A 16454-nucleotide genomic window follows, 5' to 3' on the forward strand; every position below is an offset into this window, starting at 1 on the left:
TAGCGGGGGCCAGATTTGAACTGACGACCTTCGGGTTATGAGCCCGACGAGCTACCAGGCTGCTCCACCCCGCATCAGAAATCGGCGAGGATTATACTCCCGCAACCATTCTAGTTCAAGGACAGCTTGTACTGATTACTCAACAATCAGTGAAAAGCCGTTATCTCGACTCAAAAAAGAACAACAGCCAACTCAAACACCAGCCCAAAGGGCTAGAAACAACAAGTACGGCTCTGCCAAGGCATAAACAAAAAACACTCACGGCCTTTCTTTAAACAGGGTGCCGACAATGCACTCTTCATTGGGCGCCTGCGACGACGGTCCGAAGGACTTCATCGCAGATGAACCAACGCGGCACGACAGTCCCGCCAAGGCATAGACGAAAAAAAAGCGCTCATGGAGCGCTTCTTTAAATATGGTGCCGAAGGCGGGACTTGAACCCGCACGACCATTAGGTCACCACCCCCTCAAGATGGCGTGTCTACCAATTCCACCACTTCGGCATAAAACGAGGTTTACTCTCCAGGCGGTACGTCCGCATCACCTGTTGGTAATTTTTGCTCTTCCAGAACCGGCACTTGATCAGCCTGTTCTGCGGCGTTTTGAATCAATGCTGCTGCAGGAATACCTGCATCACCCACTGATACCGCCTTATCTTTTGCGTAAACCGCCAGCACAAAACTGGTGATAAACAAACCGGTTGCAATCACGGCCGTCATGCGACTGAGAAATGAACCAGACCCTTGACTACCAAAGACAGTCTGAGAGGCGCCTGCACCGAAGGATGCACCCGCTTCAGCGCCCTTACCCTGCTGCAATAATACCAGAGCAATAATGGCAACAGCCAGTAAAACATGTACAGCAAGAACCAGAGTTTCCATCTATTTTTCCACTTACTTACGACTCTCTGTCGCCACAGCGCAGATCGTCAGGAATTCGTCAGCTTTCAGCGATGCGCCACCAATCAAACCACCATCAATATCCTGCTGAGCTAATAACTCAGCCGCATTACCGGCGTTCATACTACCGCCATACAGAATTGACAGCTGATCAGCGATATCAGCATCGCATTCAGCAAGTTGCGCACGGATAGCAGCATGTACTTCCTGCGCCTGCTCTGGGGTTGCTGTCAAACCTGTACCTATAGCCCAGACAGGTTCGTATGCAATCACCACAGAGGCAAAATCTTCAACACCAACACGTTGTAAAACCGCATCAATCTGCGCAGCAACTAACGCGAGTGTTTCACCTGCATTGCGCTGTTCCAGCGTCTCACCAACGCACAGAATCGGGATCAAGCCTGCGGCCAATGTCGCAGCCACTTTATCAGCCACATCTGCATTTGATTCAGCAAATATGCTACGGCGCTCTGAGTGACCTAGGATGACATACTCACATCCAATATCCTCAAGCATTTCCAGCGACCACTCACCGGTCAATGCCCCGGCAGACTGCGCAGAAACATTTTGCGCGCCTAAAGCAATCGGCGCACTGCCTAATTGCTGCTTAACCTGTGACAAATAGACAGCGGGCGGACAGACTAATGTCACCAACCCCTCAACAACAGGTACACCTGCAGTAAGGCTTTCCAGCAACGTCTTAATCGACTTACTGGTTCCGTTCATTTTCCAATTTCCGGCGACTATCGTCTTACGCATGAGTTCCCCTCTGTGCAAAGCGGCGCACATAGTAACGAGTTTCCTGATAAGTTACAAGCGACTAGCGCGTACAAAATAATAAAAAATTCAGAGCGCTTGGCGTACGACTTCGGCCAACTCCTGACACAGCCCTTCAACCCAAGCCTCGTCATCGCCCTCAACCATTACTCTTACGAGCGGCTCAGTGCCAGAAGGACGCAATAATACACGACCTCGCTCACCTAAGCGCGATTCAACATCCGCAACCGCAGACTGCACCTCCGTCAGCGAAAGCACATCAACCTTTTCATTTAACCGCACATTAATCATGGTTTGCGGCATTTTGCCCATCGCCGATTTAAGTGTATGCAACGAACTATTCGCATCAGTCATGGCCTTCAACACCTGTAAAGCCGCCACAATGCCATCCCCGGTCGAGGTCAACTGGCGGCAAATCAGATGCCCTGACGATTCGCCACCAAGAAACCAGTCCTTCGCTAATAATTGCTCTAGCACATAACGGTCACCAACCTGCGCCCGAACAAACGGAATTGCAGCATGCTTAAGCCCTTGCTCAAGACCGAAGTTGCTCATCAGAGTACCGACAACTCCTCCGTTAAGCTGGCCCTTTTGATGCAAAGCCATCGCGATAATGAACAGCAATTCATCGCCATCAACTTGTTCACCTTTGTGATCAACCATAATCAGCCGATCACCATCGCCGTCCAAAGCAATACCCAAATCGGCCTGCTGATCAATGACCGTTTGTTGTAATAAGGCCGTCGAAGTCGCACCACAGGCTTCATTGATATTAATACCATCTGGAGATGCGCCTATCTCTATCACTGAAGCACCTAACTCACGGAATACTTTTGGCGCAATATGATAGGTTGCACCATTGGCACAATCGACTACGATTTTCAGGTCCTTTAAGCTCAAATCCCCGGAAACCGTACCTTTACAGAATTCAATGTAACGACCTGCAGCATCTTCTATACGACGCGCTTTACCCAATTCAGCGGCATCCACCGTCGTCATCGCCATATCCATCTGCGCTTCTATTGCGTGCTCAATCTCATCAGGAAGCTTGGTGCCCTGTTCTGAAAAGAACTTAATACCATTATCATAATATGGGTTGTGCGATGCACTGATAACAATACCCGCGTTACAGCGAAAAGTACGCGTTAGATAGGCAATAGCGGGGGTCGGCATCGGCCCTAACAACAACACATCCACGCCAGCCGCTGACAAACCTGCCTCAAGGGCTGATTCAAACATATAGCCTGAAATTCGAGTATCTTTGCCAATAATAATCTTACTGCGCCCTTCCCGAGCAAACACCTTACCGGCGGCCCAACCGAGCTTCAACATAAAGTCCGGGGTGATCGGCGCAGTGCCGACCTTGCCGCGAATACCATCCGTGCCAAAATATCGCTTAGTCATTATCAACTTTCCTTTCATGCAAGATCGCTTCAGTCATGCGTACGACATCAACCGTTTCTTTAACATCATGAACCCTGAAAATATGCCCGCCCTGCTGTACGCCGATCGCAACGGTTGCTAAACCTCCTGCCAAACGCTGATCAACCGGACGGTTTAACACGTGATTGAGCATACTCTTACGTGACGTACCCACCAGCAGCGGCAGATCAAATTTAAGCAACTGACGTAAATTATTAAGCAAACGTAAATTATGTTCGACTGTCTTCCCGAAACCAAAACCGGGATCAAGAATAATCTGATCGCGGGCAATGCCTACGCTATGACAGGCTTCAATTCGCTGCTGTAGAAAACAACTGACATCGTCTAGTACATCGTCATATTCCGGTGCATTCTGCATCGTTGCTGGACTACCCTGCATATGCATGACACAGACCGGCAGATGAGTCGCTGCAGCCGCCTCTAACGCTCCTTCACGACCTAAAGCACGGACATCATTAATGAGACCTGCGCCTAACCTTGCCGATGCTGTCATCACCTCAGGTGCGCTAGTATCTACCGAGATAATAACATCCAGCTCAGCATTAATTCTTTCGACCACCGGAAGGACTCGGTCCAACTCTTCTTGCAATGAGACCGCGGCAGCGCCTGGACGGGTGGATTCACCGCCAATATCAATAATGGCCGCCCCATTCTCTACCATCTGCCGAGCACGCTTAACAGCCTGATCAACACAGAGCTGACGGGACTCATATAGAGAACCACCATCGGAGAACGAATCAGGGGTCACATTAACAATGCCCATGACTTGAGGGCGGCTCAAATCGAGAGAGCGGGAACCAAAACGATAGGTCGAAAAATCAATCACTGCTGTTTCCATCGCAGAAAGATTATTAAAAAAGCCGGTCAGAGACCGGCCTTATAGCGTCACATCAATAGATCAGCGCGGCGTTTCATCCGGCGTATCATTATCCGCATCAGATGACGGCTCGTCACCTTTAGCTTGATGCTCTTCATCAAGATCAAACTCTTCCTCTTTCGCGGCAGCCGCTTCTTCTTCAGCAGCTTTAGAGTCAGATTCCTGCCAGCCTTCTGGCGGACTAACCGGCTTACGCGCCATTAGCTCATCCAACTGTTTGCTATCGATAGTTTCATACTTCAATAGGGCTTCAGTCATTGCATCAAGAATATCGCGGTTATCCTCCAGCATCTTATAAGCTTTAGCGTAACACTCATCGATAATCTTACGGGTTTCGGCATCGATTTTACGCTGCACCTCTTCAGACATCGCTTTACTTGGCTGCCCATACCCCCTGTTAAACGGGTCCTGTTCTTCATCATCATACAGAATAGGACCAAGTTCATCGGTCAAACCCCAACGAGACACCATGTTCCGCGCCAAGCTAGTCGCCCGTTGAATATCATTAGAAGCACCGGTGGTCACACCATCTTTACCGAGAGTCATCTCTTCAGCAATACGGCCGCCATATAGGCTACAAATGTTGGAGATCAACAACTTACGACTATGACTGTAACGATCTTCTTCCGGCAGGAACATGGTGACACCCAACGCCCGGCCACGAGGAATAATCGATACTTTATAAACTGGGTCATGCTCAGGCATCAGACGACCAACGATCGCATGACCGGACTCATGATAAGCCGTATTCCGACGTTCTTCATACGACATCACCATGGACTTACGCTCGGCACCCATCATGATTTTATCTTTGGCGCGCTCAAACTGCTCCATACCTACCGTCCGCTTACCGGAACGGGCAGCAAATAACGCCGCCTCGTTCACGAGGTTAGCAAGGTCTGCACCGGAGAAACCGGGAGTACCTCGGGAGATCAGATCAGGCTTAACGTCATCGCCTAATGGTACTTTACGCATGTGCACTTTCAAAATCTGTTCGCGGCCACGGATATCCGGCAAGCCAACATGTACTTGACGGTCAAATCGGCCCGGACGCAATAACGCAGGGTCAAGCACGTCGGGACGGTTAGTCGCGGCAATCACGATGACGCCTTCAGTACCTTCAAAACCATCCATCTCAACCAACAATTGGTTCAGTGTCTGCTCACGCTCATCGTTACCGCCACCCATACCAACACCACGGTGACGACCGACCGCATCGATCTCATCAATAAAGATGATACAAGGCGCATTTTTCTTCGCCTGTTCAAACATATCTCGAACACGTGAGGCACCAACACCCACAAACATCTCAACAAAATCAGAACCAGAGATCGTAAAGAACGGCACCTTAGCTTCACCGGCAATCGCTTTCGCCAGCAACGTCTTACCCGTACCTGGACTACCTGACATCAGCACACCACGGGGAATATGCCCACCGAGTCGCTGAAACTTACCAGGGTCACGCAGATAATCCACCAGCTCTTTAACCTCTTCCTTGGCTTCTTCAACACCCGCCACATCGTCAAAGGTCGTTTTAATCTGATCTTCGCTCATCATTCGGGCTTTAGACTTACCAAATGACATCGGGCCGCCTTTACCGCCCCCACCACCTTGCATCTGCCGCATGAAGAACATAAAGATGGCCAGAATAATCAGTATTGGGAAGCTGGCAACCAGCAGTTGAGTCCAAACACTCTGCTTCTCAGGCTGTTTACCTTCAATCACCACTTTATGGTTATACAAGTCATCAACCAGCTTAGGGTCCTGCAAGGCTGGCCGCACAGTCGCAAAATGCTCACCATTGATCCGCTCACCCTCGATGGTATAACCATCAATCACCACGCGACGAATCTGATCACTCTTCACCGCACTGATAAATTCAGAGTAATTGAGGTTCTGCGATGTACCTTCGCTGTTAAAGTTATTGAAAACCGTTAACAGCACTGCCGCGATAACCAGCCACAGTACTAAATTCTTTGCCATATCGTTCAAAGGAAAACCCTCTGTTTTCTCAAAATTAGTGTCCGTCCGAAAACAAACAAAACTACAGTAGTTATACTGTGTTGACCATATCAGGGACGGAAATTTCGTCCAATCAGATAGACTTCACGCGAACGGGCCCTTGATGAGTCCGGCTTACGGGTATATACCTTAGTAAAGCTGCTGCGCATATCGTTCATATATTCATCAAATCCTTCACCCTGAAAGACTTTAGCAACAAAGTCACCTCCGGGCTTCAAAACCTGACGAGCCATATCCAACGCCAATTCAACCAGATACATCGCCGCCGGCTGATCAACAGCATTCATACCACTCATATTGGGGGCCATATCGGAAATTACAAGGTCTGCCAGTTCATCTCCTAAGGTTTCTAGGATCTGATTCAGTACCGCTTCCTCGGTAAAATCCCCCTGCACAAACTGCACACCGGGTAATGGGTCCATAGCTAAGATATCCGACGAGACCACCCGACCATCGTCGCCAACCAGCTCTGCCGCCACCTGAGACCAGCCACCAGGGGCCGCTCCTAGGTCCATCAAGGTCATACCCGGACGAATCAGTTTATCTTTTTCATTCAATTCCAGCAGCTTAAAACTCGCTCTAGAACGATATCCAAGCTCTCTGGATTTTTTTACATACTGATCGTCGAAGTGTTCTTGCAGCCAACGACCGCTGCTTTTTGATCTTGCCACCAACAACCCCATTCGGAATTTGAGTCAATGTCTACTTTCTGCCCACTAACTCAGGTAAAATCGGTTAATTATGATTCTGAGCGGGTCGTCCGCTCCAACATTAAAGGTCAAGTATTTTAGTATGAGCTTAACCCCTACGCAAAAGAAGCAGTTCCGAACCATCGGTCACGGCCTCAATCCAATCCTCACCGTCGCCGGTAACGGCCTGAGTGAGAACATTCTACTGGAAGCTGATCGCGCTCTGGAAGACCACGAGCTCATCAAAATCAAATTTGCTGTGGGCGACCGCGAAGCAAAAAAACAGCTGATCAGCGAAATGGCTAAAATTGTAGAAGCCACTATTGTCCAAGAGATCGGCAATATTGCGCTACTGTATCGCGCCGCGAAGAGCCCAGACCCGAAACTGTCTAACCTGTTACGTTAATGTAGCGAGGCTAGATCAACAACAAAAAACCGCCAAAAGGCGGTTTTTTTTATCCTACAGCATCAGATATGGCGAACTTGATCAATTTCATACTCAACGCCGCCACCCGGCGTCTGCACAACCGCCACATCACCTTCTTCTTTGCCAATCAAAGCGCGAGCAATTGGTGAGCTGATTGAAATTTTACCATTTCTAATATTAGCTTCGTCATCTCCAACAATCTGATACGTGACCGTCTCATCAGTATCTAGATTAAGCAGGTCGACGGTGGTTCCGAAAATCACTTTCCCGGTATGCGGTATCTGCGTGACATCAATCACTTGCGCCGATCCCAGCTTACCCTCTAGCTCTTGAATACGCCCTTCGATAAAACCTTGCTGCTCACGTGCTGCATGGTATTCCGCATTTTCTTTCAGGTCACCATGTTCACGCGCTTCAGCAATAGAAGCAATGACAGTCGGACGCTGAACGGTTTTAAGATCGTCCAGCTCTTCCCGCAATGCTTTTTCACCGCCTACGGTCATTGGAAACTTTTTCATAACACTATTCCTTAATGAAGATCTTGCAAACGACGTACGGTTTTTTCTTCACCATACTGCATCGCTTTTGTCATCGCTTCAGCACCTGCCAGCGTCGTGCTATACGGCACTTTATGCTGGAGCGCGGAACGACGAATCTCAGCCGAGTCTGCAATCGCCTTACGGCCTTCCGTGGTGTTGATAACGTAAACGATTTCATCGTTTTTCAGCATATCAACAATGTTAGGACGACCTTCCATCACCTTGTTGACGACCTGAACATCAAGACCATCCTGTTTTAACAAGTCAGCGGTACCTCGAGTAGCAACCAGTGTAAAGCCGAGACCAACCAGATCACGAGCAACCGGCAGTACATTGTGCTTATCCACATCACGCACAGAGATGAACGCCTTACCCGTTGCAGGCATCTTCTCGCCAGCACCCAGTTGCGCTTTCATGAAGGCTTCACCAAAGGTTTCACCGACCCCCATCACTTCACCGGTCGATTTCATTTCCGGTGACAAAATAGGATCAACGCCTTGGAACTTATTGAACGGGAATACCGCTTCCTTAACGTTAAACAGCGTCGGCACGATCTCTTCGGTAAAACCAATCTCCTTGAGTGTTTTACCGGTCATCACCTGAGCGCCAATCTTAGCCAGAGAAACACCGATACACTTAGACACAAAAGGAACCGTACGAGAAGCACGCGGGTTCACTTCAATGACATACACTTCACCGTCCTGATAGGCCAGCTGAGTATTCATCAGACCGACGACACCAAGCTCTAACGCCATCTTACGCACCATATCGCGCATTTTGTTCTGCAGCTCTTCTGGCAGGCTATAAGGCGGCAATGAGCATGCAGAGTCACCGGAGTGAACACCCGCTTGTTCGATATGCTGCATAATGGCACCGATAACCACGGTTTCGCCATCACATACCGCATCGATATCCACTTCTACTGCCGCATTAAGGAAGTGATCCAACAATACCGGGGCATCATGGGAAACCTTAACCGCAGAGGTCATGTACTGACGTAGCTCAGACTCTTTATAAACGATCTCCATAGCCCGACCACCCAATACATAGGATGGACGTACAACCAGCGGATAGCCCAGTTTCTCGGCTTCGATAATCGCTTCTTCAAGTGAGCGTACTGTGGCATTTTCAGGCTGTTTCAAACCCAGACGCTTAAGCATCTGTTGGAACTGTTCACGGTCTTCCGCACGGTCAATCGCTTCCGGAGACGTACCGATAATCGGCACACCGGCGTGCTCAAGTGCCAATGCCAGCTTCAATGGTGTTTGACCACCATACTGTACGATAACGCCCTTAGGCTTCTCGACATGTACGATTTCCAGCACATCTTCCAAAGTGATCGGCTCAAAATAGAGGCGGTCAGAGGTATCATAATCGGTTGAAACAGTTTCGGGGTTACAGTTGACCATGATAGTTTCATAACCATCTTCCCGCGCTGCGAGAGCCGCATGAACACAGCAATAATCAAACTCGATACCCTGACCAATACGGTTAGGACCACCACCGATGACCATGATCTTGTCACGCTCAGACGGATTCGCCTCGCACTCCTCCTCGTAGGTTGAGTACATATATGCCGTATCGGTAGAAAATTCAGCCGCACAGGTATCAACACGCTTAAACACCGGACGGATATTCAACTTGTGACGCTGCTTACGCACCTGTTTTTCCGATACGCCAAGCAAGGCGGCCAAACGAGTATCAGAGAAACCTTTACGTTTAAGGCGATATAACTCAGTTTTATCCAACTCAGACAGGGTCATCTCAGACACCCGCAGCTCATCTTTGATCAGATCTTCGACCTGAACCAAGAACCATGGATCAATACCAGACAGTTCATATAGCTCTTCAACGCTCATACCTAGACGGAATGCATCCCCCAGATACCAGATACGCTCGCCACCCGGCTGTTTCATCTCCCGGACGATTTCAGCACGGGCATCTTCACTTTTCAGATCAACGATAGGGTCTAATCCGGACGCACCGACCTCAAGGCCACGCAACGCTTTCTGCAGAGATTCCTGTTGTGTGCGACCAATCGCCATCACTTCACCCACAGACTTCATCTGCGTAGTCAGGCGATCATTCGCTTGCGGAAATTTTTCGAAAGTGAAGCGTGGAATCTTCGTCACAACATAGTCGATTGCCGGCTCAAACGAAGCAGGCGTCGCGCCGCCAGTAATATCGTTTTGCAGCTCATCAAGGGTGTAACCAATCGCCAGTTTTGCCGCGACTTTAGCAATCGGGAAGCCGGTTGCCTTAGAAGCCAAAGCAGATGAACGAGATACCCGTGGATTCATTTCGATGATCACAAAACGGCCGGTTTCGGGGCACTGACCAAACTGTACGTTTGAACCGCCAGTTTCAACGCCGATTTCACGCAACACCGCCAATGAAGCATCCCGCATCCACTGATATTCTTTATCCGTCAGGGTCTGTGCCGGAGCAACCGTAATAGAGTCACCGGTGTGCACGCCCATCGCATCGAAGTTTTCGATTGAGCAGACGATAATGCAGTTATCGCTTTTATCGCGCACTACCTCCATCTCATACTCTTTCCAGCCGATCAAGGATTCATCAATCAACAACTCACTGGTCGGTGACAGGTCCAAGCCTCGCTCACAGATTTCGATAAACTCTTCTTTGTTATAAGCGATACCACCGCCGGTTCCCCCCATGGTAAAAGAGGGCCGAATAATACAAGGAAAACCGAGCTGTGACTGAACTTGCAACGCCTCTTCCATGCTGTGAGCAATCGCAGCACGAGGGCATTCCAAGCCAATAGACTTCATCGCTTTATCAAACCGGTCACGGTCTTCTGCTTTATCAATAGTATCGGCGTTAGCACCAATCATCTCAACGCCAAACTGCTCAAGCACGCCTTCGCGTTCGAGATCAAGGGCGCAGTTCAATGCAGTCTGGCCGCCCATCGTTGGCAGTAGCGCATCGGGGCGTTCCTGCTCAATGATTTTAGCAACCGTTTTCCACTGAATTGGCTCGATATAGGTGGCATCAGCCATCGATGGATCCGTCATGATGGTCGCTGGGTTTGAGTTAACCAGAATGACGCGATAGCCCTCTTCTCGCAGAGCTTTACAGGCCTGGGCACCGGAGTAATCAAACTCACAGGCCTGACCGATAACGATAGGACCCGCACCGAGGATCAGAATACTTTGTATGTCCGTACGTTTTGGCATGTGTAAACAACCGATCGAAATTTTAATTCTTTAAAAACTACCCGGAGATCTCTCACGGGCAGTACGTATTGATCTTAAATCAGGCCCGTTAAGCCTTACGTGCTTCAATGTCGCGAATAAAGCGATCAAACAGCGGCGCAACATCGCGAGGGCCGGGGCTTGCTTCAGGATGTCCCTGAAAACTAAAGGCCGCGCGATCTGTACGCTCAATACCCTGCAGGGATCCATCAAACAACGATTTATGGGTCGCCCGTAAAGTCGACGGTAAAGTATCTTCATCAACCGCAAAACCATGGTTCTGGCTGGTAATCATAACCTGCTTATTACTTAGGTCCTGTACCGGATGGTTTGCTCCATGATGACCAAACTTCATCTTCATTGTCTTCGCACCAGACGCCAACGCAAGCAACTGATGACCCAAGCAAATCCCAAACACCGGTACATCGGTTTTACAGATCGCTTGAATGGCACCAATAGCATAGTCGCAAGGCTCTGGATCCCCTGGGCCGTTCGACAAGAAAACGCCATCAGGATTCAACGCTAAGACGTCAGCCGCGGTGGTTTTAGCCGGAACAACCGTCAAACGACAACCACGTTCAACCAGCATCCGCAGAATATTACGCTTAACACCAAAGTCATAGGCGACAACATGGTGCGGGAGGTCGGCTTCAGCACGTTCTTGATGCCCGTTAACAGGGTGCCAAGTCGTTGATGTCCACTGATAGGCGTCGGCAGTCGTCACCTCTTTTGCTAAATCCATTCCCTTCAAACCTGGGAAGGCTTTCGCCGCGGCAAGTGCTTTATCTTCATCGATATCGCCGGCCATCACACAGCCGCTCAACGAGCCTTTTTCGCGTAAGATCCGCGTCAGACGACGGGTATCAATATCCGCAATACCGACAATATTATTCGCTTTCAGGTACTCATCCAGGTTCTGCTCACTACGCCAGTTGCTGGCTACCAGTGGCAGATCGCGGATCACAAGACCTGCAACCCATGATTGAGAGGATTCTTCATCCTCCTTGTTGGTTCCCACGTTACCGATGTGTGGATAGGTCAGGGTCACAATCTGACGACAGTACGATGGATCCGTCAGAATCTCCTGATAACCAGTCATGGAAGTATTAAATACGACTTCTCCGCTGGACTGGCCATCCGCGCCAATCGCTACTCCCCGGAAGATACTGCCGTCCTCAAGGGCCAGAATGGCTGGTCTTGTCAAAATTAACCTCCCCGCTTCGTGCGAAAATCTAAACAGAATTAATAAACTGTAAGTTGCAAAAAAGCGAGGTAGAACAAAATGCCCGCCTCGCTTTTTTATAGAGAATTCTTATTGTGCATTTCTAGGATGCAAATCGGCGATATTTTAATCCATCTCGTCTAGCTTGTCTATGTAACCCGACCTCCCATTATGAGTATCTACCAAAAAGACTGAAACATGCTGGTAACAAGAAAGACATATAACTAGTTGCTTTAAACATTCGATGCTGTAAACGATGAAAATATCTCAGATTAATATCCTCGCAGGTAGCACTTTGCTACTGGTTGTCTCTGCCATGGCGGGCTTGATGCTTTGGTCCTTAGATCGCCTGAATACCAGTTTTGATAGAACCCGAAGTTATCAACAACTCCAAGTTCAGATCAACACTGAAGTAAGCCTGCCAATTCTGACCTATCTCAGTTCAGGCAACGCATCCCTGCTAAGCGAAATTGACAGCGCATTATCGCGGCTAATCAATGAAGAGTCCCAGGCAAAAAAGGCTATTATCGATGAGAGCCCAAGCGTAGAAAAAACACTGATAGAACTGCAAACCGTAGCGCTACTCAAACTGCGAGCGGCGGGCAAACTTCGTCAGCCCCAAGAACTGCTAATAAACAATGAGCGCGAAATACTTGCCAGCGTTAGTTTACTAACAGACTACGTCCTAACCGGCGGCTCACAGCGGCCGGCATTGCAACAACAATATTCGTCCCTGTTAACCCAGATTAATCTCGCTATCCCTGAACTCGCCCACAGCCGGCAACACTATTTCTCGGCGGCTCAACCGAATCGTAGCGACATCGATCAGCGTTTAACCAACCTAGCAACTCTAGGCCAACAACTTGAAGCGCTACCACGTTTTAACCTCTTCGAAGAACGTGAAAACAATGACGCGCTTAGTGCATTGCTAGGCAACGCCATCACTGAAGCCACCGTGGCTCCGGATGAGCAGGGCGATCTGTACACCCACGAACTGAACAGCCTAATTAAGCGCTACGCGAAAGAGTTGCTAAATATTGAGAAAATCTACGCTCGCCGGGCTGACTCAATCGCAAACACCACGGAGCTGATTGACCAACTCAACGGACATCTACAAGGCAACCAAGATCGCCTACAGAAAAACTACGATGCAACTGGCCAACTCGTTAACCTTTTATTGCTCATCAGTCTGTCGCTGATTACCTTTATCGGTTTGATCATGTGTCTTCTTAGCACCCGGCTCAGCAACATTATCAGCCGCACCTGCAAACAACTAGATGCCTTAGCTAACGGCCAATTAAACAGTCAAACCAGCAAACCGAGTCGCATCCTCGAAATGACCATCCTCAACGACTCAATTAATCGCCTACGGAACTATTTCAGCGTCCTGATTGAGAAGATCAATACTGAAAGCAACGCATTAGACCGCCTGGGTAAAAACCTAAATAACAGCTCTGATACCCTAACCCAGATAGTGAAACAACAGCAGTCCTCAACGGAGCACACCTCTGTACAGATTGAACAGTTAAGCTGCTCATACCAAGAAGTCGCCGAAAACGCTATAAAGACATCTCAAGCCACCCGCCAAGCAACAGAAATTGCCATTCAGGGAGTTACCGAAATGCATAATACCAGCGCGAGCATTCAGCAACTTGAAGCAGAGGCTGATGCGACCCATCAAACACTTGAACAACTAAAAGATGATGGCAAAGAGATAGGAGCCGCACTGCATGTTATCCACAACTTTGCCGAGCAAACTAACTTGCTCGCCCTTAATGCCGCAATAGAAGCCGCTCGAGCTGGCGATAGCGGACGAGGATTTGCGGTCGTCGCTAACGAGGTCCGCTCACTCGCGGTAAATACAGCAAAAGCAGCCGACAACATCAATGCGATCATCAAAAAACTCAATGGCGCTATCGATCAAATGGCAAACAAGATTGAACGCCAAGCCCAGCATGTCAGTAACACGGTATTGTTAGCCGACAACGCCCGACAAAGTGTAGAACAGATCCAACTGTCTATTAACGAAATCGATAGCATGAGTAGTATGATCGCCTCAGCCACTGAAGAGCAGTCGACCGTAACAAACCAGATATCTGAGGGTATCAATATGACCCTTATACACTCTCAGGAGTCTGCACGGGAAGCCTATAATAACAAACAGCAGGCCCATCAATTAGATCTAACCAGCAACAGCTTAATGCAGCTGCTCAAGCAGTTCTCACAAAAACCATAATCGCACAGACCCTTTTATTTGCTAAGGTATAACGGAGACTCTACAGAGAAGCTGCATTGATGACAGATCTACCATTATTGCTTGCCGGCCCTATTGTCCGGCGATTCACCGCAACACAGCTAAATATTTGGTTAGTGACGAGCCAACCCGTGCGTATTGACAGCCAATTACAAAAGATTGGCACAGCGATAACGCATCAACAGACAGCGCATCAACTAAGTGCGGCCAAACACGCACACACTTACCTTTTACAACTTAATCTGAACGAGCCGCTGAGTCCTAATGATGTCATCAGTTATGACCTAATCTTTAACACTGACCAAGATAGCTTTGCGCTAACCGACCTTTGTCATGATATCTGCTATCCAGAGGAGGACAAAATCAGCCTTTGCTATCAACCACAACTGAGTACAATTTTACATGGCTCCTGCCGAAAGCCTCATCACCCCGGTAGCGATGGACTTGCCATTGCCGATAAACGCATCACTCATACCCCAATAGCTGAAAGACCAGCTCTACTGATGATGTCAGGTGATCAAATCTATGCGGATGATGTCGCCGGACCTATGCTTCAGGCAATACATCAGATTATTGACTTACTCGAATTTCCTAATGAACCCTTATCAGGATCCGCTATCAACTGCGCCAGCGAACTCTATACACACTCCAACAACTACTATGCCCGAGATCAACTTTTACCCGATGATAAGCCCGCAAGTGACGCCTTAAAACGGTTATTCAAAGGTGTTCGAAAACCGGTCTTTACTAGCGACTCAGCACAGAACCATCTGATCACCTTTGCTGAGGTATTCACCATGTACCTGCTGGTTTGGTCACCCCAGCTCTGGCAGTTCGTACAGCTCGAACCCTGTGAGCAAATTCCAGCCCAAAACAGAGAGCGCTTTAAAAAGGAAAAAGCCATTATTGAATGCTTTAATGATGAGTTGTTTCGCGTACAACGACTGATGGCGCATATTCCCAGCTATATGATCTTCGACGATCATGACGTAACCGATGACTGGAATCTAACACGCAGCTGGGAAGAAACAGCCTATGGCAATCCATTTGCCAGAGAGATGATCGGCAATGCTCTCATCGGATATTGGCTTTGCCAAGGTTGGGGTAATAACCCGGACGCTTTTTCACACTCATGGTTAACGACGGTCTGCAACGGGATAGCCACAACAGACCCTGAACAAAAAGCAAAGCTCATCGATGCAGTGTTACACTTTGATCAATGGCACTACAGCGTACCAACCTCGCCAACACTGATTGTTTTAGATACTCGTACTCATCGATGGCGCTCAGAAAGCGATGCAAACAAACCTTCAGGTCTTATGGACTGGCCAGCCCTTACCGAACTGCAGAATCAACTCATTAATGAGCCATCGGTGTTGCTGATATCACCAGCGCCCATTTTCGGCGTGAAATTAATCGAAATGATTCAACGCATATTCACTTACCTAGGTAAACCGCTGCTAGTCGATGCGGAAAACTGGATGGCACATAAAGGCTCAGCTAATGTCATCCTCAATATTTTCCAGCATCCGAAAACCCCGGAAAATTTCATCATCCTCTCTGGAGATGTGCATTACTCATTTGCTTATGATATTCGGCTCAGGTCCCACCGCTCTAGCCCAAAGATATGGCAAATCACCTGCAGCGGCCTCAAAAATGAATTCCCTGCCAAGCTACTACACAAATTTGATCGCCTAAATACCATCTTTTACGGCTCACAATCGCCACTCAACTGGCTGACCAAACGCCGCAGAATGCACATTCGCGCACGCAAAGTCTCAACCAGTCCAGATTGCAGATTAAACCTAGGCAATGGTATCGGACACCTCACACTCAACTCGGCAGGACAACCCGAGAAAATTAGTGTGTGGATGGCAGAGGAAGAGATAGAGTTCATCGCTACTAAGCCATAGTACGCATCAATTGCTTAGAAGGGGATAGACCAGCGCCAACAGTTAGCTCTTATGCTGGCAAACAACATCTCCAAAACACCCAAAACGAAAAAGCCCCGATCAAACTAATGATCGGGGCTGTCTCTTATTTGAAGCTTGGCGATGACCTACTCTCGCATGGGGAATCCCCACACTACC

The 16454-nt window shown here is 48.7% G+C and carries 12 protein-coding genes and 2 tRNA genes; 3 read left to right on the top strand and 11 right to left on the bottom strand.

Annotated features, from left to right (window positions below; all coding sequences use genetic code 11):
* The 8 genes from ACN0T0_RS14980 to rlmE form a co-directional block, all read right to left on the bottom strand.
* Window positions 1-74 (bottom strand) — tRNA-Met (locus ACN0T0_RS14980).
* A gap of 342 nt (window positions 75-416) precedes the next feature.
* Window positions 417-503 (bottom strand) — tRNA-Leu (locus tag ACN0T0_RS14985).
* 12 nt (window positions 504-515) lie between these two features.
* Window positions 516-881, bottom strand: coding sequence for a preprotein translocase subunit SecG (gene secG / locus ACN0T0_RS14990; RefSeq protein ID WP_417227461.1), 366 nt, complete (start codon window positions 879-881; stop codon window positions 516-518).
* Window positions 882-893: 12 nt separating this feature from the next.
* Window positions 894-1658, bottom strand: coding sequence for a triose-phosphate isomerase (gene tpiA / locus ACN0T0_RS14995; RefSeq protein ID WP_417227463.1), 765 nt, complete (start codon window positions 1656-1658; stop codon window positions 894-896).
* 87 nt (window positions 1659-1745) lie between these two features.
* Window positions 1746-3080: a phosphoglucosamine mutase gene (gene glmM / locus ACN0T0_RS15000; RefSeq protein ID WP_417227465.1), complete on the bottom strand. Its 1335-nt coding sequence runs from the start codon at window positions 3078-3080 to the stop codon at window positions 1746-1748.
* A complete protein-coding gene (gene folP, locus ACN0T0_RS15005) occupies window positions 3073-3945 on the bottom strand; it encodes a dihydropteroate synthase (RefSeq protein WP_417227467.1) in 873 nt (290 codons plus the stop codon). The genes glmM and folP overlap by 8 nt, the downstream gene beginning before the upstream one ends.
* A 72-nt stretch (window positions 3946-4017) precedes the next feature.
* Complete coding sequence (gene ftsH / locus ACN0T0_RS15010; protein ID WP_417227485.1) at window positions 4018-5979, bottom strand: ATP-dependent zinc metalloprotease FtsH; 1962 nt, start codon at window positions 5977-5979, stop codon at window positions 4018-4020.
* 89 nt (window positions 5980-6068) lie between these two features.
* Window positions 6069-6689 carry a 23S rRNA (uridine(2552)-2'-O)-methyltransferase RlmE gene (rlmE, locus tag ACN0T0_RS15015; RefSeq protein WP_417227469.1) on the bottom strand — a complete coding sequence of 207 codons (621 nt, stop codon included), beginning with the start codon at window positions 6687-6689 and terminating at the stop codon, window positions 6069-6071.
* 121 nt (window positions 6690-6810) lie between these two features.
* Here rlmE and ACN0T0_RS15020 point away from each other — a divergent pair, with 121 nt between their 5' ends.
* Window positions 6811-7113, top strand: coding sequence for a YhbY family RNA-binding protein (locus ACN0T0_RS15020; RefSeq protein ID WP_417227471.1), 303 nt, complete (start codon window positions 6811-6813; stop codon window positions 7111-7113).
* Between the two features lie 62 nt (window positions 7114-7175).
* Here ACN0T0_RS15020 and greA read toward each other — a convergent pair whose 3' ends face one another.
* The 3 genes from greA to carA form a co-directional block, all read right to left on the bottom strand.
* Window positions 7176-7652: a transcription elongation factor GreA gene (greA, locus tag ACN0T0_RS15025; protein ID WP_417227473.1), complete on the bottom strand. Its 477-nt coding sequence runs from the start codon at window positions 7650-7652 to the stop codon at window positions 7176-7178.
* Window positions 7653-7663: 11 nt separating this feature from the next.
* Window positions 7664-10870, bottom strand: a complete 3207-nt coding sequence (gene carB, locus ACN0T0_RS15030; RefSeq protein WP_417227475.1) for a carbamoyl-phosphate synthase large subunit — start codon at window positions 10868-10870, stop codon at window positions 7664-7666.
* Window positions 10871-10958: 88 nt separating this feature from the next.
* Window positions 10959-12092, bottom strand: a complete 1134-nt coding sequence (gene carA / locus ACN0T0_RS15035; protein ID WP_417227477.1) for a glutamine-hydrolyzing carbamoyl-phosphate synthase small subunit — start codon at window positions 12090-12092, stop codon at window positions 10959-10961.
* A gap of 274 nt (window positions 12093-12366) precedes the next feature.
* Between carA and ACN0T0_RS15040 the strand changes: the two genes are divergently transcribed.
* Window positions 12367-14346 carry a methyl-accepting chemotaxis protein gene (locus ACN0T0_RS15040; protein ID WP_417227479.1) on the top strand — a complete coding sequence of 660 codons (1980 nt, stop codon included), beginning with the start codon at window positions 12367-12369 and terminating at the stop codon, window positions 14344-14346.
* A gap of 59 nt (window positions 14347-14405) precedes the next feature.
* Window positions 14406-16277, top strand: coding sequence for an alkaline phosphatase D family protein (locus ACN0T0_RS15045; RefSeq protein WP_417227481.1), 1872 nt, complete (start codon window positions 14406-14408; stop codon window positions 16275-16277).
* Window positions 16278-16454 lie beyond the last annotated feature (177 nt).

Source organism: Amphritea sp. (genome assembly GCF_048266285.1).
In the GTDB taxonomy this organism is placed as follows: domain Bacteria; phylum Pseudomonadota; class Gammaproteobacteria; order Pseudomonadales; family Balneatricaceae; genus Amphritea.

What these genes read in the sequence shown, in the direction of transcription:
- carB (WP_417227475.1), bottom strand. Translation starts at nt 10,870, where the DNA reads ATGCCAAAACGTACGGACATACAAAGTATTCTGATCCTCGGTGCGGGT.
- ftsH (WP_417227485.1), bottom strand. Translation starts at nt 5,979, where the DNA reads ATGGCAAAGAATTTAGTACTGTGGCTGGTTATCGCGGCAGTGCTGTTA.
- ACN0T0_RS15040 (WP_417227479.1), top strand. Translation starts at nt 12,367, where the DNA reads ATGAAAATATCTCAGATTAATATCCTCGCAGGTAGCACTTTGCTACTG.
- greA (WP_417227473.1), bottom strand. Translation starts at nt 7,652, where the DNA reads ATGAAAAAGTTTCCAATGACCGTAGGCGGTGAAAAAGCATTGCGGGAA.
- glmM (WP_417227465.1), bottom strand. Translation starts at nt 3,080, where the DNA reads ATGACTAAGCGATATTTTGGCACGGATGGTATTCGCGGCAAGGTCGGC.
- secG (WP_417227461.1), bottom strand. Translation starts at nt 881, where the DNA reads ATGGAAACTCTGGTTCTTGCTGTACATGTTTTACTGGCTGTTGCCATT.
- ACN0T0_RS15045 (WP_417227481.1), top strand. Translation starts at nt 14,406, where the DNA reads ATGACAGATCTACCATTATTGCTTGCCGGCCCTATTGTCCGGCGATTC.
- ACN0T0_RS15020 (WP_417227471.1), top strand. Translation starts at nt 6,811, where the DNA reads ATGAGCTTAACCCCTACGCAAAAGAAGCAGTTCCGAACCATCGGTCAC.
- tpiA (WP_417227463.1), bottom strand. Translation starts at nt 1,658, where the DNA reads ATGCGTAAGACGATAGTCGCCGGAAATTGGAAAATGAACGGAACCAGT.